The sequence below is a fragment of the Rhizobium sp. BG4 genome (assembly GCF_016864575.1).
Taxonomy (GTDB): Bacteria; Pseudomonadota; Alphaproteobacteria; order Rhizobiales; family Rhizobiaceae; genus Rhizobium.
This window is the reverse complement of sequence record NZ_CP044125.1, coordinates 2,710,001-2,734,513: the sequence shown is the minus strand read 5'-3', so window position 1 is coordinate 2,734,513 and position 24,513 is coordinate 2,710,001. Positions and strand designations below refer to the sequence as shown.

At 62.5% G+C, this 24,513-nt stretch carries 10 protein-coding genes, 1 tRNA gene, 2 rRNA genes and 1 pseudogene (1 of these 14 running past the window's edge); 10 read left to right on the top strand and 4 right to left on the bottom strand.

Going from position 1 to position 24,513, the window contains the following annotated elements:
* The first annotated feature begins 59 nt into the window (after positions 1-59).
* From F2982_RS13745 to F2982_RS13720, 6 genes are all read left to right on the top strand, one after another.
* Positions 60-1,391 carry an extracellular solute-binding protein gene (locus tag F2982_RS13745; protein WP_199627739.1) on the top strand — a complete coding sequence of 444 codons (1,332 nt, stop codon included), beginning with the start codon at positions 60-62 and terminating at the stop codon, positions 1,389-1,391.
* Between the two features lie 84 nt (positions 1,392-1,475).
* Positions 1,476-2,387, top strand: a complete 912-nt coding sequence (locus F2982_RS13740) for an ABC transporter permease subunit (RefSeq protein ID WP_199627740.1) — start codon at positions 1,476-1,478, stop codon at positions 2,385-2,387.
* Entirely contained in the window at positions 2,384-3,298 is a 915-nt protein-coding gene (locus tag F2982_RS13735; RefSeq protein WP_203428136.1) for an ABC transporter permease subunit, read from the top strand. The genes F2982_RS13740 and F2982_RS13735 overlap by 4 nt, the downstream gene beginning before the upstream one ends.
* A gap of 35 nt (positions 3,299-3,333) precedes the next feature.
* Positions 3,334-4,413, top strand: coding sequence for a sn-glycerol-3-phosphate ABC transporter ATP-binding protein UgpC (gene ugpC, locus F2982_RS13730; protein WP_112719995.1), 1,080 nt, complete (start codon positions 3,334-3,336; stop codon positions 4,411-4,413).
* Positions 4,414-4,447: 34 nt separating this feature from the next.
* Positions 4,448-5,299 carry a phosphodiesterase gene (locus tag F2982_RS13725; RefSeq protein WP_130284102.1) on the top strand — a complete coding sequence of 284 codons (852 nt, stop codon included), beginning with the start codon at positions 4,448-4,450 and terminating at the stop codon, positions 5,297-5,299.
* Positions 5,300-5,649: 350 nt separating this feature from the next.
* Positions 5,650-6,309, top strand: coding sequence for a response regulator transcription factor (locus F2982_RS13720; protein WP_112719993.1), 660 nt, complete (start codon positions 5,650-5,652; stop codon positions 6,307-6,309).
* 5 nt (positions 6,310-6,314) lie between these two features.
* Here the strand turns inward: F2982_RS13720 and F2982_RS13715 are convergent, their stop codons facing one another.
* A complete protein-coding gene (locus tag F2982_RS13715; RefSeq protein WP_203428135.1) occupies positions 6,315-7,760 on the bottom strand; it encodes an ATP-binding protein in 1,446 nt (481 codons plus the stop codon).
* A 267-nt stretch (positions 7,761-8,027) separates the two neighbouring features.
* On the opposite strand from F2982_RS13715, the gene F2982_RS13710 reads away from it, so the two are divergent.
* The 4 genes and pseudogenes from F2982_RS13710 to F2982_RS13695 all read left to right on the top strand — a co-directional run bounded on the left by F2982_RS13710 (position 8,028) and on the right by F2982_RS13695 (position 22,554).
* A complete protein-coding gene (locus F2982_RS13710; RefSeq protein WP_203428134.1) occupies positions 8,028-16,910 on the top strand; it encodes a peroxidase family protein in 8,883 nt (2,960 codons plus the stop codon).
* A gap of 70 nt (positions 16,911-16,980) precedes the next feature.
* Positions 16,981-18,743 (top strand): annotated as a pseudogene (locus F2982_RS13705) (type I secretion system permease/ATPase).
* A complete protein-coding gene (locus F2982_RS13700; protein ID WP_203428133.1) occupies positions 18,740-21,217 on the top strand; it encodes a cadherin-like domain-containing protein in 2,478 nt (825 codons plus the stop codon). The pseudogene F2982_RS13705 and the gene F2982_RS13700 overlap by 4 nt, the downstream one beginning before the upstream one ends.
* Positions 21,218-21,234: 17 nt before the next feature.
* Positions 21,235-22,554, top strand: coding sequence for an HlyD family type I secretion periplasmic adaptor subunit (locus F2982_RS13695; RefSeq protein WP_203428132.1), 1,320 nt, complete (start codon positions 21,235-21,237; stop codon positions 22,552-22,554).
* Between the two features lie 196 nt (positions 22,555-22,750).
* On the opposite strand, the gene F2982_RS13690 is transcribed toward F2982_RS13695, so the two are convergent.
* From F2982_RS13690 to F2982_RS13680, 3 genes are all read right to left on the bottom strand, one after another.
* Positions 22,751-22,827: transfer RNA gene (locus F2982_RS13690), tRNA-Met, on the bottom strand.
* Positions 22,828-23,069: 242 nt separating this feature from the next.
* Positions 23,070-23,184 (bottom strand): 5S ribosomal RNA (gene rrf, locus F2982_RS13685).
* Positions 23,185-23,336: 152 nt separating this feature from the next.
* A 23S ribosomal RNA gene (locus tag F2982_RS13680) occupies positions 23,337-24,513 on the bottom strand (it continues 1,623 nt past the right edge of the window).

The window sequence follows — 24,513 nt, the reverse complement described above, 5'->3', positions numbered from 1 at the left end:
GCACCGTTCCCGGACGGCCCGACCAACCGGCCGCCGCACAAACGATTTTGGAGATAGGGATGTTCAAAGCTGCATTTGCCGCCGCCGCCACGCTTGCGGTGCTCACCGGTGCCGCACCGGCCAGCGCCAAGACTGAGATCAACATGTGGTTCGGCCTTTCGGGCCGCCTGCAGAAGGAAGTGATGGCCCAGTGCGATCGCTTCAACCAGAGCCAGGACCAGTACCACATCAACTGCACCCGCGAGGGCACCTACGACGAGATCTTCCAGAAGGCGATGGCCGCGGTTCGCGCCGGCAAGCCGCCGCACATCCTGCAGGTCGTCGACCGCGCCACCGGCACGATGATGCTCTCAGGCGCCGTCGTTCCCGCCTATCAGCTGGCTGAGGACGTCGGTCTGAAGATCAACTGGGACGACTATTTCCCCGTCATCGGCAACTATTATGCCGGCCGCGACGGCAAGCTCTGGGCCTTCCCGTTCAATTCCTCGACGGCGATGGTCTATTACAACACCGACCAGCTGAAGGCCGCCGGTTACACGAGCTTCCCCGAGACCTGGGAAGATTTCGACAAGCTGCTGGTTGCCCTGCGCGACAAGGCCGGCTCGAAGTGCCCGATCGGCTGGTCGATCGACCTCTGGTCCGACATGGAGCAGTTCTCGGCGATCCACAACATTCCGGTCGCGACGCAGAATAACGGCTATGACGGCCTCGACGCCCAGCTCGAGATCAACAAGACGCTGTTCGTCAAGCACATGGAGCGCCAGAAGCGCTGGTTCGACGAAGGCCTCGCCAAGTACGAGCCGAATATCGACACCCGCCGCGACATGTTCGTCAACGGTCAGTGCGCGATCTTCTTCGACTCGATCGCCGGCTTCACGACGACCGACGAACTGGCAACTGCCAAGGGCACCAACTGGACCGTCGCCCAGCTGCCGCACAACAAGGACGTGACGCCGATCAACAGCCTCGTCGGCGGCGCCGCGCTGTGGACGATGAAGGGCTTCTCGAAGGAAGAGTACAAGGCCGTTGGCGCCTTCTACCAGTTCATCGCCCAGCCCGAGCAGCAGAAGCTCTGGTCCGACGGCACCGGCTATATCCCGGTCACCAAGTCGGCCTATAACGACCTCGTCGCCGAGGGCTATTACCAGCAGAAGGGCAAGGTCAACCGCGATCTCGCCGTCAAGAGCCTGACCCGCGCCACCCCGACGCCGCTCTCCAAGGGCGTCCGCCTCGGCAACTATGTCGAAATCCGCAACATCATCACCGAAGAGATCCAAAAGGCTCTCAACAACCAGGTGACGATGCAGCAGGCGCTCGATACCGCGACCGACCGCAGCAACCAGCTGCTGAAGCGCTTCGCCGACACCTATCCGGGCGCCACCCTGCCCTGATCCGGCATTGCACGATCACGAGCACGCTTGCCCGGGTCCCATGCGATCCGGGCAAGCTCCCCATAGTTTCTGGCCGAGCATCACATGATTAAACGCGTCGTCTTCGAAGAGCGGTGGCTGCCTTACCTGCTGATAGGTCCGCAGCTGCTGATCATCTTCCTGTTTTTCTACTGGCCGACCGGCCAGGCCCTGTTCTGGTCCTTCACGCTCGAACCGCCTTTCGGCGGCGATGCCGTCTGGGTCGGTCTTCGCAACATCGCCGAGATCGCCGTCAGCCCGGTCTATCACAGCGCCATCCGCAACACGCTGATCATGTCGGTTTCGACGACGGTGATTGCGCTCGGCCTCGGGCTGATCTTTGCCGTCTTCGCCGACCGGGGCCTGCGCGGCACGATCATCTACAAGACCGCGATCATGTGGCCCTACGCGGTCGCGGCCCCCGTCGCCGCTGTCGCCTGGCAATATATCTTCCAGCCGCAGATCGGCTTCATGGGCATCGTCAACCAGTGGTATCCGGGTTTCTGGAACCCGTCGCTGAATGGCGGCGACGCGCTGATCATGGTCATCGTCGCCTCCAGCTGGACCTCGATCACCTTCAATTTCGTGTTCTTTCTCGCCGGTCTGCAGGCAATCCCCAACAGCCTCGTGGAAGCCGCCGCCATGGATGGCGCCGGACCGGTGCGCCGCTTCTTCGACCTGGTCTTCCCGCTGATCTCGCCGACCTTCTTCCTGCTGCTGGTCCTGAACGTCACGACCTCCTTCACCGAAGGCTTCGGTATCATCAACGTCATGACCCAGGGCGGCCCCGGCAACGCCACGCAGACGATGGTCTACAAGATCTACAAGGACGGCTTCGTCGGCCTCGACCTCTCCTCGTCCTCGGCACAGTCGCTGATCCTGATGGCGCTCGTCATCTCGGTGACGCTGCTGCAGTTCCGCTTCGTCGAGCGCAAGGTCCACTACGCCGGTTCCGACAAGGGGGAGGCAAGCGAATGATCGAGAAAACCCCGATCCTCAATTTCGTCACCCATGCAGTGCTGATCACCGCAACGCTGTTGATGTGCTTCCCGATCTATGTGTCGTTCATCACCGCGACGCTGCCGCTGGAGCGCATGGCGGAATTCCCGAAGCCGCTGCTGCCTGACGATCAGTTGCTGGTCAACATGGCCGCCGCTTGGGAAAAAGGCGGCTTCTCGACGCTCTATATGAACTCGCTGATCTCGGCGACGATCATCATGGTCGGCAAGATCGTCATCGCCATGATCACCGCCTTCAGCCTCGTCTACTTCCGTTTCCGCTTCCGCGGCATCGCCTTCTGGATGATCTTCATCACCCTGATGCTGCCGCTCGAAGTGCGCATCGTGCCGACCTATGAAGTCGCCTCGAACGTGTTGCTGCCGCTGCAGCGCATCCTGGAATGGACCGGCCTCGCCTGGCTGATCCAGACCGCATCCGGCATCCGCGTCGATCTCAACTGGAGCCTGATCAATTCCTATGCCGGCCTGACCCTGCCGCTGATCGCCACGGCAACCGGCACCTTCCTGTTCCGTCAGTTCTTCCTGACCATTCCCGATGAGCTGACGGAAGCGGCGAAGATGGATGGTTCCGGGGCACTGCGCTTCCTCCGGGATGTGCTTCTGCCGCTATCGCGCACCAACATCGCGGCCCTTGCCGTCATCATGTTCGTCTTCGGCTGGAACCAGTATCTCTGGCCGCTCCTCGTCACATCAGGTTCCGAATACCGCACGCTGACCATCGGACTGACCTTCATGCAGCCCGGACCCGATGGCGCTTCGGACTGGAACGTCATCCTGGCCGGCGCCCTGCTCGTCATGCTGCCGCCGGTCGCCGTGGTGGTTTTCGCCCAGCGCTGGTTCGTCAAGGGCCTGGTCAACTCGGAAAAGTAGCCGCCTGCGGCTGACTAAAAGCAAGGATATTTCACATGGCCGAAATCCAATTTTCCAACATCACCAAGTCCTTCGGCGCGACGCAGGTGCTCCACAGCCTCAACCTGCAGATCGAGCGCGGCGCCTTCGCCGTCATCCTCGGTCCGTCCGGTTGCGGCAAGTCCACGCTGCTCAGGCTGCTTGCCGGGCTGGAGCGTGCCTCCGGCGGCGAGATCGAGATCGCCGGCCGCCGCGTCGAGACGCTGGAACCGCGCCAGCGCGATGTCGCGATGGTGTTCCAGAACTACGCGCTCTACCCGCATATGTCGGTTGCCCAGAACCTCGGCTATTCGCTGGTGGTCGCAGGCGTCAAGCGCGCCGAGATCGACCGCCGCGTCGCCGAGGTCGCCCGCACCCTGCAGCTCGAAGATTACCTGCAGCGCAAGCCCGGCCAGCTCTCCGGCGGCCAGCGCCAGCGCGTCGCCATGGGCCGCGCCATCATCCGCGAGCCCAAGGTTTTCCTCTTCGACGAGCCGCTCTCCAACCTCGACGCCAAGCTGCGCACCCAGATGCGGCTCGAGATCAAGCGCCTGCACCGCAAGCAGGGCGTCACCAGCCTGTTCGTCACCCATGACCAGATCGAGGCGATGACGCTTGCCGACATCCTGATCGTCATGAACAAGGGCCGCATCGAGCAGATCGGCAAGCCTGCCGATATCTACGAGCGCCCGGCAACCGCCTTCGTCGCGAGCTTCCTCGGCTCCCCGCCGATGAACCTGATCCCGGCTGTTGTCGATGACAGCGGCTGTGGCGTAGTGCTCGGCGGCGAGATGCGCATCCCGCTCGGCGGCGCCGTGCCCGCAGCACCCGGCAGCGAGATCGTCGCCGGCATCCGGCCCGAGCATGTGCAGATCGGCCGGGGCGCCAATCTGCCAGTGGAGTTCGTCGAGGAACTCGGAAACGGCCGCCAGGTGCATCTGCGGATCGGCCAGACGGGCATGGCCGCCCTGCTGCCCGCCAGCGACAAGCAGGCCGTCGGCACCACACTCCCGGTCAGCCTGCCCTCCGAACACCTTCATTTCTTCGGCAGCGACGGCCGCCTGATGGAATTGCAGCCGAAAAGCGCGGCAGCCTGAAACGATAAAATCACCAAATCATAAGGAGACTGACATGCCCAAATTCATCCAGCTGACCGACGTGCACCTGATGCCGCCGGGCGGCGCGCTGTTCGATACCGATCCGGAAGTGCGCCTGCGCCAGGCGCTGCGCGATATCCGCGCCAACCAGGCAGATGCCGAATGGCTGATCTTCAGCGGCGACCTGACCCATCGCGGCGAGCCGGAAGCCTATGCGCTGCTGCGCGATATCCTCGACCAGGAAACCGTCATCCCCTACCGGCTTATGATCGGCAACCACGACAATCGCGATAACTTCCGCTCGATCTTCCCCGATCAGCCCGTCGACGACAACGGCTTCGTCCAATCGGTGATCGACTATGACAGCTGCCGCCTGATCATGCTCGACACCGTGGAGCATGGCAAACATACCGGCCATATGGACGAGGCCCGCCTCAGCTGGCTGAAGGACCGCCTTGCCGAGGTGCTGGACAAGCCCGTCTACCTCTTCTTCCACCACCCGCCCTTCGACATCGGCATGGGCGTCGACCGGATCCGCATGGTGGACGACGAGCCGCTGCTCGCGGTGCTCAAGACGCATCCGGCCATCCGTCACATGTATTTCGGCCATGTCCACCGCCCGATCGCCGGCTCCTGGCACGGCATCCCGATGTCGATGAGCTACGGCCTGAACCACCAGGCCGGCCTCAATCTCAGCGGCATGAAGCATCCCGACCGCTCGGGCCCGGCAGAATATGCCGTGACCCTCGCCGACGGCCCGACGACCGTCGTCCACTTCCACGATTTCCTCTACCTCTACCCCGTGATCATCACCCCCGGCATGGGCGGCGGTGGCGGCTTCAAGCGGACGATGGCGGAGAATATGCCGGTCAAGAGCGAGGCCTGACCGCATAAGTCGCGAGCCGGGGCGGCCTGGCTCGCGACGCATTTGCAGCCGGGAAATCGGCGTGCACGAAATCTATCGATACACGCATTGATAGTGAATTATTTCGAGCGAAGCACCGCATCGAACCACCTCACCCACCCCAAAAGGGCGGCTTTGCCGGGCATGTCGAGCAGACAAGGTCACAGATGCAATTGCGAACCAATTGCAAGTTACGGCAAATAGATAGCATAGAATAAAACATCCATCGCAAGCGATATTACGACTTCCAATGTAGTCCTAATGGACTAGATGGACACTATATTGGTTTGATCCTATAAATTATTCTATGTAAGTTGTAGATGGTGCGTAAAATGAGCAAGATTTCATTGGCACTCATAGACGACCACCCGGTAATGCTGGCGGGATTGAGTGAAATCCTGAAAAGCCATCCGAAGTTTACGGTCGCCGCCACAGGATCGAGTGCCGATGATGCGCTGGAGATCGGGCTGAAATGCGCGCCCGATGTTTTCATCGTCGACCTGATGATGCCCGGCAATATCTTCGACGCGATCGCCAAGCTGGTTGAGAAAATCCGCACGAGAATCCTGGTCTTCACCGCCAATACCGGCAGCGACTATGCCGTGCGTGCGCTCAATGCCGGCGCCAGCGGCTATGTGCTGAAAGGCAGCAGCATCCAGGAGCTGATCCAGGCGATCGCCGCCGTCCACCGCGGCGACATGTTCATCACTCCGGCCTTCGCCTGCAAGGTGATCGAGGAGCTGAAAATCGCCTCGCTGCGCAAGAAGGCGGGCGGCGATGTGAAGCTCAGCATCCGCGAAGGGCAGATCATCGGCATGCTGCTGCGCGGCTTCACCAACAAGCAGATCGCAACCGGCCTCAACATCGGCGAAAAGACCGTCAAGAACTACATGACGATCCTGATGCAGAAGCTGAATGCCCGCAATCGCCTGGAAGTGCTGATTGCCGCGCAGAAGCTCGAAGGCGGCGGAGAGGCGCTGCCGCGCCATTAGACTGCCTAGATGCCGTTTCCCTCCATCGGCACGATCACCTTCAACTCCGTTCCCGACCCCTGCCGCGCCCGGATTTCGACGCTGCCGCCGAAGGCTTCCACACGGTTGCGGATGCCCTGCAGCCCGAGCGGGCGGTGGCTCGACGTGGCGCTCGGCGCCGAAAGACCGGGACCTTCATCGGTGATGACGACGGTGATCGCCGAAAGATCGGCCGAAGCCGAGACATGCTGCCCCTGCCCGCCGCCGTGGCGAAACGCATTGTTCAGCCCCTCCTGCACCACCCTGTAAAGACAGATCTTCAGAGGATGGGCGACGCGCTCCGGCAACGCCTCGTAGTCGGCCGACACCTTCGAGCCCGTCGCATATTCATGCTGCTCCACCGCATTGCGCAGCGCCGCCTCCAGCGGCATATGCTCGATCTCCGGCATGACCAGCCCGGTCGAGAGCTCGCGCAGCTCGTTCAGCACCAGCCGGGCAAGATGCGCCGGCGCAAGCTCGGCGCCCCTGATATCCGGCAGGTGCTCGAGCGCCGCCTTCGGCAGCCCTGACGCCCCGCCGCTGAGCTTCAGGATCAGCAGGCTGAGCAGCTGCACCGGGCCATCATGCAGATCGGCGCCGATCCGGTTCAACAGCTGCTCGTTCGACTTGCTGGCATCCATGCGCGCCCGGTCGGCCGCCTTGCGCAACTCGGTATTCTGCCGCGCCAGGGCCTGCGCCTGGGTCAGCTGCGTCTTCAGGATCATCCGCTGATAGGCGATCGTATGGCTGGCGCGCCGCACGATCAGGAACAAGAGCGCCATGATTGCCAGCGTCGTCGCCCCGACGATCGCCCAGGTCTGCTGCTGCACCCGGTTGCGCTGGACGATGAAATCCGCAGCCTCCTCATAGAGTTCGCCGACCGCGATCACCTCATGGGTATCAGGCTCGTAGATCGGCGCGTAGATCTCGATCAGCGGCCGCCGTGTCGGCGGCCCGTCCTCCTCGCCGTCGTCATGGCTGTCCTCCAGCTGCGCCACGACCTGCCCGGCAAAAGCGCGGTCGATGTCCTCGGAGGGGAATTTCTGGCCGATCAGCTGCTTGTTGGTGCTGTAAATGACCAATCCATCATGCCGCCAGATCCTGAAGCCCTCGACCCGTCTTGCGAGATCGGTGCCGATCAGGAGATCGTCCAGTTCGAGCTGCCGGGCCGCAGAAACCTTGGGGTCGCTCGCCGGTCCGTCGACATGCCGGGCAAGGAACCCCTCCATGTAGAGCGCCCCGGACTCGGCCCGGCTTCTGAGCTGGTTTGCAGCGATCCGCCCGCTCAGCCACTCGCCGAGAAGCGCCATCGAGCAACAGATGACGAGTCCGGCAACGATCAGAAATTGCTGTGTCAGATCAAGGCGTTGCCACACCCTGGAAATGCCGGACACACCGCCGCCCGGCTCCTTTTTGTACGGGACGTAAGTCACATTTCCTCCCGGGTCGAAAGTCCCGGCCCCCTGAAGACCAAAGTCTTTAGACGTCTCCGGACCTTTGGAACTATGCCATGGCCTCCCCCGAAGACATCATCTGATCATCGCAGATAATGCCGTTCACTTTCCACCGGATTTTTGCGCTCGCGGCATGACCGCACAGTAAAAACCGGAAGGCGACCTGAATAGCCCTGCGATTTCACACTGGGGATCAAGCATTGGCGAAACGATAACGTTTCCAATGCAATCGGAGGGGAGAGTAACATGGTCACCTATATTCGCTCGGATCTCGATTTCATCTTGGCACAGATCAAGATTGCGGAGGCGCATTCCGCGGGAGCCACGCTCTACGGCGAAGACGGCTTGATCCCGGCATACAACGTCGCCTGGGGCCTGCGCACGGTCGATGGCAGTTACAACCACCTCCTGCCTGGCCAGGAAATGTGGGGCGCCGCAGGTGCCGAGTTCCCTGAACTGATGTCACCGATCTACCGGCCCGCCGACGGCACGTCCTTCGATCCCGACGGCCCGGCTGGCCCGGCTCCGGCTATGCCGACGGCAGCGAACTACAACCCGTCGAACAATCCCGGTTCCCTCGTTTTCGATTCAAGCCTGCGCACCATCTCCAACCTGCTCGTCGATCAGACGCTCGGCAACCCGGCCGCGATCCTGACCGCACTTGAGCGGGCCGGCGCAGCAAGCCCGATGACCGATCTTCCTGCGGTTACGGCGATCTACCAGGCATTCAAACCAGCCTCGGATGCCGAATATCAGGCGCGCGTCGCGATGCAGAATGCGAAGGCTGCGGCCGATGCGCTCGGCGATGGCGATCCCAACAACGCGCCGACCCCGGAAGAGCAGATAGCGCTGGATGAATTGGCGGAGGCCACGGCAGCCCATGCCTTGACAGTAAGCGCTCTCGAAGAGGCCCGCACGGTGCGCGACACGGCGCTTGAGCCCTTCGGCATCACCATGCAGGGCGACAATGTCTATCTTCCTGCCGTAGCACCGGATGAAGGCCTGTCGGCACCGTTCAATTCCTGGTTCACCCTGTTCGGGCAGTTCTTCGATCACGGCCTCGACCTGATCAACAAGGGCGGCAGCGGCACGGTGTTCATCCCGCTGGCGCCCGATGATCCGCTCTATGTCGAAGGCAGCCATACAAACTTCATGGTGCTGACCCGCGCCACGGTTTCGCCCGGCGCAGACGGCATCATGGGCACCACCGACGACGTGCGCCCGGTCAACACCACGACCTCTTATGTCGACCAGAACCAGACTTATGCCTCGCATGCATCGCACCAGGTCTTCCTGCGCCAGTATCAGTTCAATGCCGCAGGCGATCCCGTCGCAACCGGCAAGCTGATCGAGGGCGCAAATGGCGGCATGGCCACCTGGGGCGAAGTGAAAGCTCAGGCAAAGACGCTGCTCGGCATCAACCTGACGGATGCCGATGTCGGCGCCGTGCCGCTGCTGCGCACCGATCCCTATGGCAACTTCATTCCCGGTGCCAACGGCTTCCCGCAGATCATCCTCGGGATCGGCGCAGACGGCATCCCCAACACGGCCGATGACGTCGTACTCGAAGGCAATCCGGCCGCCAACGGCGGACTAGGCGTCTCGACTACGGGCGCCATCCGCACCGCCAGCGCGTTCCTCGCCGACATCGCCCACGAGGCCGTACCGATCGGCAAGATCGCCGATGGCGACATCACCATCGGCCTCGGCAACCCGGGCAATGGCGATACCGAATATGATAACGAGTTGCTGGACGCGCACTTCATCGCCGGCGACGGTCGCGTCAACGAAAATATCGGCCTGACCGCCGTCCACCATGTCTTCCATGCCGAGCACAACCGACTCGTCCAGCATACCAAGGACACGGTGCTGGCGAGCAACGACCTCGCTTTCATCAACGAATGGCTCGAGGTCGATCTGGCCGCCCTGCCGACGCCCGCACAGATCGCAACTCTGGTCTGGGATGGCGAGCGCCTGTTCCAGGCAGCAAAATTCGGCACCGAGATGCAGTACCAGCATCTCGTCTTCGAAGAGTTCGCGCGCAAGATCCAGCCGAATATCAACGTGTTCCTGGTGCCGGATGGCTTCGACACCACCATCGACCCGTCGATCGTCGCCGAGTTCGCTCATGTCGTCTATCGCTTCGGCCACTCGATGCTGACCGAGTCGATCGACCGCTTCGATCCGTCGTTCAACGAAGATCATATCGGCCTGATCGAAGGCTTCCTCAATCCGCTCGCCTTCGACGGCGGCGACACCGGCGTTGCTCACTCGATCACTGACGACATTGCCGCTGGTGCCATTGTCCGCGGCATGACCCGGCAGGTCGGCAACGAGATCGACGAGTTCGTCACGACGGCGCTGCGCAACAACCTGCTCGGCCTGCCGCTCGATCTTGCAACGATCAACCTCGCCCGCGGACGCGACACTGGGGTGCCCTCATTGAACGAGGCGCGGCGCACCTTCTATGAGGCCACAAACGAGGACTCGCTGCTCAAGCCCTATGAGAGCTGGGTCGACTTCGCTGGTCACCTCAAGCATGAAGCATCGATCATCAACTTTATCGCATCCTACGGCACGCATACGCTGATCACCGGAGCTACGACGCTTCAGGAGAAGCGCGATGCCGCGCTGACCATCATCACCGGCGTCTCGACAGGCGGCTTCGCAGTACCAGACGACCGCTTGGAATTCCTGAATGCCACCGGCGCCTATGCCGGCGGCTCGCTCGGCGGCCTTGAAAACGTCGATCTCTGGATCGGCGGCCTTGCCGAACAGATCATGCCCTTCGGCGGCATGCTCGGCTCGACCTTCAACTTCGTCTTCGAAGTGCAGATGGAAAAGCTGCAGAACGGCGACCGCTTCTACTATCTGCAGCGCCTCGACGGGCTGCATCTGTTCGGCGAGATGGAGAACAACTCCTTCGCTGCGATGATCATGCGCAACACCGACGCGACGCATCTGCCGTCGGATGTCTTCTCGACGCCCGGCCTCATTCTCGAAGTCGACCGTACCAAGCAATACAATCCCGGCCTTGGCGAAGATGCCGGCGCTGACGGCATCCTGGAGGACGATCCGAATACGGTGGTCAATGAAAGCGCCGACAACCGCGGCATCGATCCTCTCGGCACCAGCCTGCTGACGCCCCTCGTCATTCGCGACAATCCGGCCACCGCCGGCGCCGACGCCAACTACCTCCGCTACACCGGCGGCGACCACGTCGTCCTCGGCGGCACCAACGGTGACGACACGCTTATCGCCGGCATCGGCGACGACACGCTCTTCGGCGACGCCGGCAACGACCGGCTGGAAGGCGGTTTCGGCAACGACATCATCAACGGTGGCGATGGCCACGACATCATCGTCGACAGCGGCGGCGACGACAATATCAAGGCCGGCAAGGGCCATGACGTCGTGCATGCCGGCCCGGGCCTCGACCTTGTGATGGGCAATGACGGCCAGGACTTCATCTTCCTCGGCACCGACATGGGCTCGGAAGTCTTCGCCGGCACCGGCAACGACTTCATCTACGGCAACAAGAATGCCGAACGCATCCTCGGCAACGAGGGCGACGACTGGATCGAAACCGGGACCTTCGACGGCGCCCCCGGCGACAACTTCGACGAAATCTTTGCCCATGACGGCATCGACGGAAACGATGTATTCCTCGGCGACGGCGGCTTCGACGAGTTCATCGGCGAAGGCGGCGACGACATCATGGTCGGCAGCGCCGGCCGCGGCAAGATGGCCGGTATGTCCGGCTTCGACTGGGCGACCTACAAGGACAATACGCTCGGCGTGAATGCCGACCTGTCGCGCCCGATCGTCTTCGACGAGGCTCCGACCCTGCCGCAGAACGCCGCCCTCGACGAATACGAGTCGATGGAAGGCCTGTCAGGCACCAGGTTCGCCGACGAGCTCGGCGGCACCGAAGACGTGGCGGCCGACCGCGCGAGCCTCAACAACGGCGGCGCCAGCGGCTATCTCGGCAGCGTGCTCGATGCCCAGGGCATCGCCCTGATCTCAGGCCTGCAGGCCGTCCTCGGGGCGGGCGTCACCTCCTTTGCCGGTGGAGACATCATCCTCGGCGGTGACGGTAGCGACAGGATCCAGGGCAATGGCGGCGACGACATCATCGATGGCGACAAGTGGCTGAACGTCCGCATCGGCATCATGAGTGGCTTCAATGACAACGGCCCGACCGGAACGGAAATTGCTGGTAATCCGAACATCAAGAGCATGACGAGCCTCGTCACGCTTGTCGTCAACGGTGCGTCTGTTACCAAGACGCTCGCTGCCTGGATGTTCGAAGGCAGAATCAACCCCGGCCAGCTGCAGATCATCCGCGAAATCACCACGGCCGGCGCGGACAATGTCGCCGACAGCGACACCGCCATCTTCCGCGGCGACCGCGGCGAGTATGCCTTCTCCGCCACCACCGACGGGCAGGTCATCGTCACCCATGCGGTCGAAGACGCGATCGACGGCAGCGACCGCCTGCGCAACATCGAAAAGGTGGAGTTTGCCACGGGCAATGCGCTCAACATCATTGTCGGGACAGCGAATAGCGACGTGCCGCTGAACGGAACCGCGACCGACGATCTGATCCTCGGCCTTGCCGGGGCAGATACACTCAATGGGCTTGCCGGAGATGATATCCTCGTGGGTGGAGCCGATGGGGTGACGACGACCTCGACGGCCTCGTCGTATGCCGATAACTTCAACGACAACGCCTTCGGCAATAGCACCGGAACCGCCAATTGGGGGCCGGATTGGGTAGAGAGCGGCGACAATAACAGTCCCAGCAATGGGCAAATCCAGATCGATGACGAGGTCAATAACGTTCTTTACTTCGGCACCGGCGACGGTGCGCAGATTCAGCGCACACTCAATCTTGCCGGCGCGGCAACCGCCAACCTCAGCTACTCGATTATCGAAACCGGACTGGATGCAGGCGGCGACAATGACAACGTAACGGTGTTCTTCTCGCGGGATGGCATCACCTTTGTTCAGGTCGATCAGATCACCAGCACGACCAACACCCCCGGCGCTCCCCGCAACATCGACCTCAGCACCTTCGGCACGGGAGCGTTTACCAGCAACGCCGCGATACGCTTCGTTGCGTCGAGCCTCGAAGGCGGCGACACCGTCACCATCGACAATCTCGTCGTCAACTTCACCACCGTCACCTCCACGGCTGCCGGCGACACCCTCAACGGCGGCCTCGGCAACGACACCTATTCCTTCTCGCTCGGCGACGGCACCGACGTCATCAATGAAGGCCTCTCGGCCACAAGCGGCGGCGTGGCGGACAAGATCTCGATCCTGGCGCCGGTCACCGGAACCGATGTCGATGGTTTGCCGATCTACACGATCTCCGCACTAAATGTGGTGGACAATAACGGCACCAACAACGATGGCGATCTCGTCATCGACTACAGTCTGCCGAATGGCGCTAGCTCGGTAGCCCAGAGAGTCACCGTCGCCAACCACTTCGATGGCGCCAATGCTGAAACCGGCGTCGAACTCATCAACTTCAACGGTGCCTTCTTCAATGGCTACCAGCTGGTGGGAGACTATGCCATCAGCCGGGCAGACCCGACGGGCGGCACGCGCACCGTCAATCTGTCTGCCTCGACGATCAACAACCTCATTGCCGGTGAAAACGCCGATAATGACGCCATCACCGGCGGCAGCGGTAACGACCTGATCTTCGGCGGCGGCGACAATGACGATCTTGTCGGCGGTCTCGGCGACGATCTTCTGGTCGGCGGCACCGGCAACGATGATCTCGACAACCGTCTGAATGCCGCCCTCGACGATTTCGAAGGCGCGATCGGCGCCGACACGATGGTCGGCGGCGCGGGCGACGATACCTACGGCGTCGACGACTTGCTCGACGTCGTTGTCGAAGCCACAGGTGAAGGCACGGATACGGTCGAGACCTTCCTCGCCGAACTGTCGATTGCGGCCATGGCCAATGTCGAGAACCTCGCCTTCCTCGGCGCCGATGCCAGCCAGTTCGTCGGCACCGGCAACGCGGGCAACAACGCCATCACCGGCGGCGACCTCGCCGACACGCTGAGCGGCCTCGCCGGTAACGACACCCTCAACGGTGGCCTCGGCGCCGACACCATGATCGGTGGCGAAGGCAACGATACCTATGTCGTCGATGATGTCGGCGACGTCATCAACGAAAGCACCGGCCTCGCGACCGATGTCGATACCGTACAGGCTTCGGTCAGCTTCACGCTGGCGACCGGGCTCGAAAACCTGACGCTGACGGGCGCCGACGCCATCAACGGAACCGGCAATGCCGGGATCAACACGATCATCGGCAATGACGCTGCCAACCAGCTCTTCGGCGGCGGCGACAACGACACACTGACGGGCAATGACGGCAACGACGTCCTCGATGGCGGCAACGGCAATGACGCGCTGAATGGCGGTGACGACAACGACACCATCATCGGCGGTGCCGGGAACGACACGATCGACGTCGGCGGTGGTTTCAACACGATCATCTACAACGCCACCAACTTCGGTAACGACGTCATCAACAGCTTCGACGCTGCTGGCGGCACCCCGGCCACTCAGGACCGTATCGATCTCACCGGCCTCGGCGTGACGGCAGCGAACTTCAACAACCGTGTGTTTGAATCCGCCGGCCCCGGCGGCAGCACGATCATTACCATCCGTGAGAACGGCGCGGCATCGGCCATTCAGGGCACGATCCAGATTAACGGAGCCAACAACGCTGCTATCGACATTTCCGACTTCACGCTTGCCGCAGCGCCGCCGCCGAACTTCGGCGCCCCGACTGCTGGGGCCAATACCATCACCGGCAATGCCGCAGCCAATACCATCAACGGTCTGGGCGGCAACGACGTCCTCAGCGGCGCAGGCGGAGACGACGTCATCAACGGCGATGAAGGCGTCGATACGCTGAATGGCGGCGACGGCAACGATACGCTCTCTGGCGGCATCGGAGCCAATGGCGGCACCTTCGCGGACAACTTCGACGGCGCGGTTTCCTATGCCGACAACAACGGCACGCTCGCCTTCGCCGGAGAGTGGACCGAAGGCGGCGGTGAGACGACGGCCGCCAACGGCGGCGACATCCTGATCAATACCGCCACCGGCAGCCGCCTGCAGTTCACGCAAGCGATCGACGGTGGTGAATTCATCCAGCGCTCGTTCGACCTGACCGGAGCCACCGGGGCGACCATCCAGTTCGCCTATGTCGGCGACGCCACGCTGACGGGCGGCGAGAATGTCACCGTCCAGGCCTGGAACCACACGACCAGCAGCTGGGAGACTTTGACCGGCGGCGTGCTGAGCACGGCAAGCGGCACGTTCAACACCACCCTGTCGGCCGCACAGATCGGACCGCAGTCTGCCATCCGCTTCCTGGCAAATGGCGACTGGGACAATGGCGACGATTTCTTCGTCGACAACTTCATCGTCACCGCCACCGGAAGCCTTGGCGTCGACACCATCAACGGCGACGCCGGCGACGACACCGTTATCTGGAATGCCAATGCTTCCGGCGCCACCGATGGCCGCGATATCGTCAATGGCGGAACGGAAGGAGCCGCGGGCGACACCTTCGTTATCAACGGCAATGCCACGGCCGAGGCCTACACGATCTACACCAGGGCAGCCTGGCTGGCGATCGCCGGCAATGTCGCGGCAAACCTCAACGCCACGACGGAAATCGTCGTCACCCGCAACGGCAGCAACAATGCCTCCGTCATCGCCGAACTCAGCGAGATCGAGGAAATCCGCATCAATGGTGTCGATCCCTCCGGCACATCCGGCAGCGCAGGAGCCGACAGCTTCAACATCGTCGGCGACTTCTCGACGACCAGCCTGCGTCTCAACACCATCACCATCGATGGCGACGCAGGGGATGACACGATCGATATCTCGGCGCTTGGTTCCGCCCACCGCATCGTCTTCCGCTCCAACGGCGGCAACGACACGATCATCGGCACGCTGCGTCCTCAAGATGTCATCGAGCTCGCCGCCGGCACCACCGCGGCCGATTACGAGATCACGACCGGGGCAAACGGCGTGACGACGATGACCAATGGCGAGCACAGCATCCAGTTCACCAGCGAAGGCGGGCTGCCGCAGTTCAATGGTGAAGGCACGACGGCCGAAGAGGAAGAAGACGATGCCGGCACGCCGCCGGTGCCGACACCGCCGACCACCCCAACGCCGCCGGCAGCAACGACAGGAGCGATGATCGCCGGCACGGCAGCAGGCGACGTTCTCCTCGGTGCGGCGAGTGGCGAGACGATCGTCGGCTTCGCGGGCAATGATGTGGCAACCGGCGGCGCCGGTGCCGATATCATCCGCGGCGATGACGGCGACGACTTCCTCAATGCCGAAGGCGGCAACGACATGGTCTTCGGCGGCGCCGGAAACGACGATCTCATCGGCGGCGATGGTAACGACATGCTCTATGGCGATGCCGGATCCGACCGCGTCTTCGGCGATGCCGGCGACGACATGATCCAGACCGGTACGGGCAACGATACCGCCCATGGCGGGGACGGCAACGATCTCTTCGTGGCCGAAGCGGGTGACGGCGACGACACCTATTACGGTGACGCCGGCAGCGACACGCTGGATCTGGCGGCGATCACCGCCAATCTGAATGTCGATCTCGGCAGCGGCTTCATGGGCCGGGGCAGCGCCTCGAGCACACAGTCGGGCACCGATACGCTCTGGGGCATGGAAAATGTCGTGACCGGTTCAGGCAATGACACGATCACCGCCAATGCCTCCGCCAACATCCTCGATGGCGGCGCCGGAAACGACAAGTTCGTCTTCCTCTCCGAAAAGGATGCCGATGGCGATACCATCCTCGGCTTCCAGCCCGGCGACAAGATCGACCTCAGTGGCACCGACGCCAATGGCGGCCTTGCCGGCAACCAGGCCTTCACGCTGGTCAACGGTTCGACGCTGACGGGCGCCGCGCAGCTGATCGTCACGCATGAAGTCCGGGCCGACGGCGACTACACGGTCGTCCAGGGCAGCGTCGATGGCGACAGCAGCGCCGAGCTGCGCCTCAGCATCAAGGGGAACCACAACCTCACCACTTCGGATTTCAATCTCTGATCCGAAACGTCAGGTGCGCCGGAAAACCCGGCGCACCTGAATTCCCGTCATCAAAGAAGTGGTGAACGACATGCGCCCCAAGAACCCGCTGACCGGAGCCAAGCGCAAACAGGTCGAGAAGCTGACATCCGGATTGAGAGGGATTTTCGTGTTCCTCTTCTTCACCTCCGGCGCCATCAATATTCTCGCGCTGACCGGCTCTTTCTACATGCTGCAAATCTATGACCGCGCATTGACGAGCGGCAGCGTCCCAACGCTGCTCGGCCTCTCGGCACTCGCCATCGGCCTCTACCTCTTCCAGGGCCTCTTCGACATCATCCGCTCGCAGATCCTGGTGCGCATGGGCGCGCGGCTCGACAGCCGTCTTGCCCCGCTCGCCCATCAGGTGGCAATCGACATGCCGCGTTTCGGCTTCTCGACAGCAGAAGCGCTGGAGCGCGGCCGGGATGTCGATACGGTCCGCTCCTTCCTCGGCAGTCAGGGGCCCGTGGCCCTCTTCGATCTGCCCTGGATGCCGCTCTATCTCATCTTCGTCTATATGCTGCATCCCTATCTGGGTGCGCTGACCTTCGCCGGCGCCTTCGTGCTGTCGATGCTGACGATCATCACCGAGCTGATGACCCGGCGGCTGGCGAGCGCCACCCACAAATCCGGCATCGAGCGCAACGCCATTGCCGATTCCAACGCCCGCAATGCCGATATCCTCAAGGCAATGGGCTTTGCCGGGCGGGCCGTCGAACGCTTCAACCGCGCCAACCAGGATCATCTCGAACTGCAGACCCGCACCAACGACATCAGCGGCACCTTCGGGGCGATCTCCCGCGTGCTGCGCATGATCCTTCAATCGGCCGTGCTCGGTCTCGGCGCCTGGCTGACGATCAAGGGCGAGCTTTCGGCAGGCGCCATCATCGCCGCCTCCGTTGCCTCCGCCCGGGCGCTCGCCCCTGTCGATCTGGCGATCGGCAACTGGAAAGGCTTCGTCGCCGCCCGCACTGCCTTCCTGCGACTGAAGGAAACCGTGATCGCGCTTGCCGGCGCCGTGCCGCCGATGCCGCTTCCCGCACCTAGCCGCTCGCTGAAGGTCGAGAAGATCACCGTTGCCGCCCCCGGCTCCGGCCGCGTGCTGCTCAGCGAAGTCAGCTTCGAGATCGCCGCCGGGCAGGCACTCGGCATCATCGGCCCGAGCGGCGGCGGCAAGACCACGCTGGCCAGGGCACTGACCGGCGTCTGGCCGACCCTTCGCGGCAGCGTCCGTCTCGATGACGCCGAGCTCACTCAATGGTCGGATGACGACCTCGGCCAGCATGTCGGCTACCTGCCGCAGGATGTGGCGCTGCTGGATGCCTCGATCGAGGAAAACATCTGTCGTCTGGAGCCCCAGGTCGATCCCGGGGGATCGTCGATGCGGCACAGACCACCGGCATCCACGAGATGATCGTGCGGATGCCGGATGGCTATCGCACCGCGCTCGGGCCGCAGGGGGTCTCGCTCTCGGCCGGGCAACGGCAGCGCATCGGCCTTGCCCGGGCGCTCTACCGCAACCCCTTCATCGTCGTCATGGACGAGCCGAATTCCAATCTCGATGGCGAGGGCGAAGCGGCACTGACCCAGACGATCAAGGCCGTGCGCGCCCGCGGCGGTATTGCCATCGTCATCGCTCACCGGCCAAGCGCATTGGCCGCCGTCGATATGGTCGCCGTCATCCAGAGCGGAAAGATGGTGGCCTTCGGACCCAAGGACGAGATCCTCAAGCCCGCAGCCGCCGAAACCGGCAGTCGCCCGGCCGCCATGACGCAGCTTGGATCACGCATCACCGCGAGGATGTCAGAATGATCGAGGTCAAAGGCACCAAAACCGCAAAGACCGAAGAAGACCCGCACGACCGCTATGTGCTGAAAAGCGACGACAAGCTGTCCCGGGTGCCGGTCTTCCTTTCCCTGCTGCTGACGGGCTTTGCGCTCTATCTGAAAAGCGCACTCGGGAACCCGCAGGAAGCCCCACGCGGCGGCGAGCCCGATCCCCGCCGCCCCACCAGCGATGAAGACGATCTGCCGCCGATCGACGTCGAGACCGCCGGCGCCGTGGTCCGCATGCCCGACGAAGAGATCGGCGGCTCCTACTCCGGCGGCAAACCGGGTGGCGTCGTGCTCTCCGGCCACAAGAACCGGGTCAGCTATGCGCTCACCGATTCCGACGCCATCGAGTTCAACCGGCTGAACCTGCCGAGCCTGTCCCTGCTGAAGAGTTTCGGCGGCGTCTCCGCCTCCTTCCACGCCTCCAACGACAATGCCTGGACCGGGCCGCGCCAGGTCCAGCCGGATTCCGGCCCGCGCGCAGGCGGCGCGGCGCGCTCTTCGAACACAGAGTCCGCGGCAAAACCGGTCAACCGCGCTCCGCGGACCAACGGCCCGGTGACACTCGCCGATATCTCCGGCTGCGGCCTGGCGCTGATCGGCCTTGCCGATCTGCTGCGCGGCAGCATTGATCCCGATGGCGACCTGCTGTCGACCAAGGATATCGCCGTGTCCTCGGGAAAACTCGTCCAGACCGCCAGCGGCTGGAGCTTCGACGCCGCCGGTCTCGGCCCGGTCACCATCACCTACATGATCAGCGACGGCCAGGCCCTGGTCTCGCAGACGGCGCATTTCTCCGTCGTCAAGGCGCCGCCGATCACCGGCACATCGGGCGACGACCTGATCGCCGGAACCGCCTGCGCCGACGATATCGAAGGCCTCGCCGGCAATGACAATATCGATGCCCGCAGCGGCAATGACGTGATCAGCGCCGGAGACGGCAACGACCATATCCTCGGCGGCAGCGGCAATGACACGATCTTTGCCGGCAATGGCGACGACATCGTGCTCGGCGGCCTCGGCGACGACCATATCTGGGGCGGCGCCGGAAACGACCGGCTCTATGGCGAGGACGGCCGGGACAGCCTGTTCGGCGAGGCCGGCGACGACCTCCTCAGCGGCGGTGCCGATGCCGATCTGCTGCGCGGCGGCGATGGCGCCGATCAGCTCTATGGCGATGCCGGAAACGACATCATCGACGGCGAAGACGGCAACGACCGCCTCGATGGCGGCGACGGCGACGACGTTGTCCTCGGCAGCGCCGGCGACGATCACCTCGCAGGCGGGACCGGCCGCGATGTGCTGAGCGGCGGCCGCGGCGCGGATACGGTCAAGGCCGAGGATGGCGATGATACCGTCACCGGCGATGCCGACCAGGCCGACGATATCTATGATGGCGGCGCCGGCACCGATACGCTCGACTATTCCGCCCTTGCCGAGGCCGTCGAGATCGACCTCGTCTCCGGCGAGGCCGAGAGCAGCGAGATCGGCTGCGACACCGTCACCGATTTCGAGATCGTCCGCGCCGGATCAGGAGACGATACGCTCACCGGCGGCGATGGCGCCGACGAGCTGCATGGCAATGCCGGCGATGACGAAATCAGCGGCGGCGCCGGTACCGATCTCGTCAAGGGCGGCGAAGGAAACGACACCGTCACCGGCGATTTCGACTGGGCTGCCGACAGCTATGACGGCGGCGAAGGCGTCGACACGCTCGACTATTCCGCAGCCGTCCTCTCCGTCGTCGTCGACCTCGTCGCCGCCAATGCCAGCGGCGCCGAAATCGGCACGGACAGCATCAGCAACTTCGAGGTGATCAAGACCGGCGACGGCGACGACATCCTGCGCGATGGTGACGGCGAGGAATTTCTCTTCGCAGGCGATGGCGATGACACGGTCGAAGCGCGGGCCGATGAAGCCGACGACGTCTTCGACGGCGGCGATGGCGACGACACGATCGATTATTCGCAGACCGCCCATGGCGTGCTGATCGATCTCGAAAGCGGCAAGGCGACCGGTTTCGAAGTCGGCCAGGACATTATCGAGGGTTTCGAAAAGGCCGTTGCCGGCTCCGGCGACGATGTCATCCGGGCAGGACTGACCGCCGCCATCATCTCGGGCGGCGATGGAAACGATACGTTCGAGTTCACCGTCCCCGCCGGCGAAAGCAGCGCCGATGTCGTCCACCAGATCCTCGATTTCATGGTCGGCGATCGCATCGACATCTCCAAATACAAGATCTTCGAGGAGGTGCTCGACGGCATCGAGGAGCGCTTCGAGGACATCTACGGCGACAAGGCTGATGCCACGCCGCTGCCGATCCGCGTCCGGCACGAGGGAACGGACGAGCTCAGCCAGACGCTGATCGAAGTCGATATGGACAAAGACGAGCATTACGAGATGACCATCAATCTCACGGGTCACCATCTGCTTGTCATTGTCGAGAATGTGTAGAGACGGGGGGACAGGCGATGAACCAGGACCAGCAGCGGCCGTCGGCCGAAACCAACAACATGTTCCCGGTGGCGACCCGCATCACCGCCGGTATTGCCCTCGGCCTGCTGCTCTTTGCCGGCGCCGGCGGCTGGGCGGCGACCACGCAGCTCAGGGGCGCGATCATCGCCTCGGGGGTGATGAAGGTCGACCGGAACCTGAAATCGATCCAGCATCGCGACGGCGGCATCGTCAGCGAAATCGCCGTCAAGGAAGGCGATCAGGTCGGCAAGGGGCAGATCATGCTGCGCCTCGACGACGCGCAGACCCGCGCCGAGCTCTCGATCGTCCGCACCCAGCTCGTCGAACTCACCGCCCGTCAGGCGCGGCTGATCGCCGAGCGCGACAATGTGGAGGCGATCGCCTACCCGGCGGAACTCGAGGCCATCCTCGGCGAATTCCCGCTGGTCGCCACCGGCGAACAGAAGATGTTCGACGGCAACCGCCGCAACCGGCAGAACCAGAAGCAGCAGCTGCAATATGGTATCTCGCAGCTCGAGGAGGAATTGAAGGGCCTGATCGCCCAGCGCGACGCCAAGGCTGGCGAGCTCGAACTGGTCCAGACCGAGCACGACAAGATCAAGGGACTGGCCGACAGGAAGCTGATCGACACGTCGCGCAAATATTTCATCGACCGCGAGATCGCCAAGCTGACCGGCGAGAGCGGCGAGATCCAGGCCAATATCGCCCGCTCCCGCGCCCGCATGAGCGAAATCCAGGTCCAGATCATCGCCATCGACGAGGCCGCCCGCACCGAGGCCCAGCGCGAACTCGGCATCGTCGAGCCGAAGATTTCGGAACTGAGGGAACGCCGCATCGCCGTTGAGGACCGCCTCGCCCGCACCGACATCCGTGCCCCTCTTTCGGGCACCGTCAACGAACTCTTCGTCCACACGATCGGCGGCGTCATCACGCCGGCCGAAAAGCTGCTCACCCTCGTCCCCGCCGATGCCGCGCTGAAGATCGAGGCCCGTCTGGCGCCGACCGATATCGACCAGGTCTCGATCGGCCAGGACACCCGCATGCGCTTCTCGGCCTTCAACCAGCGCTCGACGCCGGAGCTCTCCGGAAGCATCGCCTACGTCTCCGCCGCCACCAGCACCGACCCGTCAACCGGCCAGATCTTCTACTTAGCCGACATCGCCGTCTCCCCCACCGAACTCGCCAGGCTCGGTAACCACAAACTCCTGCCCGGCATGCCGGTCGAAGTCTTCATCTCGACACAGGAGCGGACGGCGATGTCGTTTTTCACAAAGCCGCTGACGGATCAGTTGAGCCGTGCGTTTCGGGAGGAGTGAGGCTGCGGTTTATCTCCAGCCCATAAACGCAAAACCCGCGTGATGGCGGGCTGTGATGTGTGTCTGGATCGTTGGTTTCGGGGTGAGGCTTTGAACCTTCTGCGTTGAGGTTATGGTCCGTAGGACGATGATCTACGATCGCCGGGGAAAGCGAAGCTTTTGCGCCATCGATAGGTCGATAGGATTCCGGGAAGTTTGGTTGCGGGGGCAGGATTTGAACCTGCGGCCTTCAGGTTATGAGCCTGACGAGCTACCGGGCTGCTCCACCCCGCGTCCAGCGCAAAACCCTTTGGGTTTTGTCGCGATAGCGTAAAACGCCTTTGGCGATTTACGCTTACTGCCGGAGCAACTCCGAAGGAGTTGTCTCCTGTAAGGGACGCACCATTATAGATCCGGTGCATCGCTATTTCAGTCTACATATAGGGCTCGAAAGCAAAAAGGCCGCTTTGCGAGCGGCCCTTTGATCGGCTTTGGGCCGTAGAATGTGATGAGAAGATTTATGTTGCGTTTAGCAGACCTGGCAGCGACCGACTCTCCCGCGTCTTAAGACGAAGTACCATAGGCGCTGGGGCGTTTCACGGCCGTGTTCGGAATGGGAACGGGTGCAGCCACCCCGCCATGACCACCAGGTCAGCGAAGCGCAACAATTGAGAAGCTGGATTTTGAGCGAATAGGGATTAGTGAGTAGCGAATAGTTTCGCTTCGCCATTTTATTCGCTGGTTTTGAACACGTCTTGCATCATGAGGCGCCTTTGGCGCCTGATGAGCATTGATCAATGAGAACGATCAAGCCAATCGAGCTATTAGTACCGGTAAGCTTCATGCGTTGCCGCACTTCCACACCCGGCCTATCAACGTGGTCGTCTTCCACGGCTCTGATAGGGAACACTCGTTTTCAGGTGGGTTTCCCGCTTAGATGCCTTCAGCGGTTATCCCGTCCATATATAGCTACCCTGCTATGCCCTTGGCAGGACAACAGGTCCACCAGAGATATGTCCATCCCGGTCCTCTCGTACTAGGGACAGATCCTGTCAATATTCCTACACCCACGGCAGATAGGGACCGAACTGTCTCACGACGTTCTGAACCCAGCTCACGTACCGCTTTAATTGGCGAACAGCCAAACCCTTGGGACCTGCTCCAGCCCCAGGATGCGATGAGCCGACATCGAGGTGCCAAACAACCCCGTCGATATGGACTCTTGGGGGTCATCAGCCTGTTATCCCCGGCGTACCTTTTATCCGTTGAGCGATGGCCCTTCCACGCGGGACCACCGGATCACTATGACCGACTTTCGTCTCTGCTCGACTTGTCAGTCTCGCAGTCAGGCGGGCTTATGCCATTGCACTCGACGACCGATTTCCGACCGGTCTGAGCCCACCATCGCGCGCCTCCGTTACTCTTTCGGAGGCGACCGCCCCAGTCAAACTACCCACCATACACTGTCCCGGATCCGGATAACGGACCGCGGTTAGACATCCATGACGATAAGGGTGGTATTTCAAGGATGGCTCCACGGAAACTGGCGTCCCCGCTTCAAAGCCTACCACCTATCCTACACATGCCGACACGAATGCCAGTGTAAAGCTATAGTAAAGGTGCACGGGGTCTTTCCGTCTGACCGCAGGAACCCCGCATCTTCACGGGGAATTCAATTTCACTGAGTCTATGTTGGAGACAGCGGGGAAGTCGTTACGCCATTCGTGCAGGTCGGAACTTACCCGACAAGGAATTTCGCTACCTTAGGACCGTTATAGTTACGGCCGCCGTTTACTGGGGCTTCGATTCAAAGCTTGCACCTCTCCTCTTAACCTTCCAGCACCGGGCAGGCGTCAGACCCTATACGTCGTCTTGCGACTTCGCAGAGCCCTGTGTTTTTGATAAACAGTCGCTACCCCTGGTCTGTGCCACCCCATCTCACTTGCGTAAAATGGGGTCACGCTTCTTCCGAAGTTACGC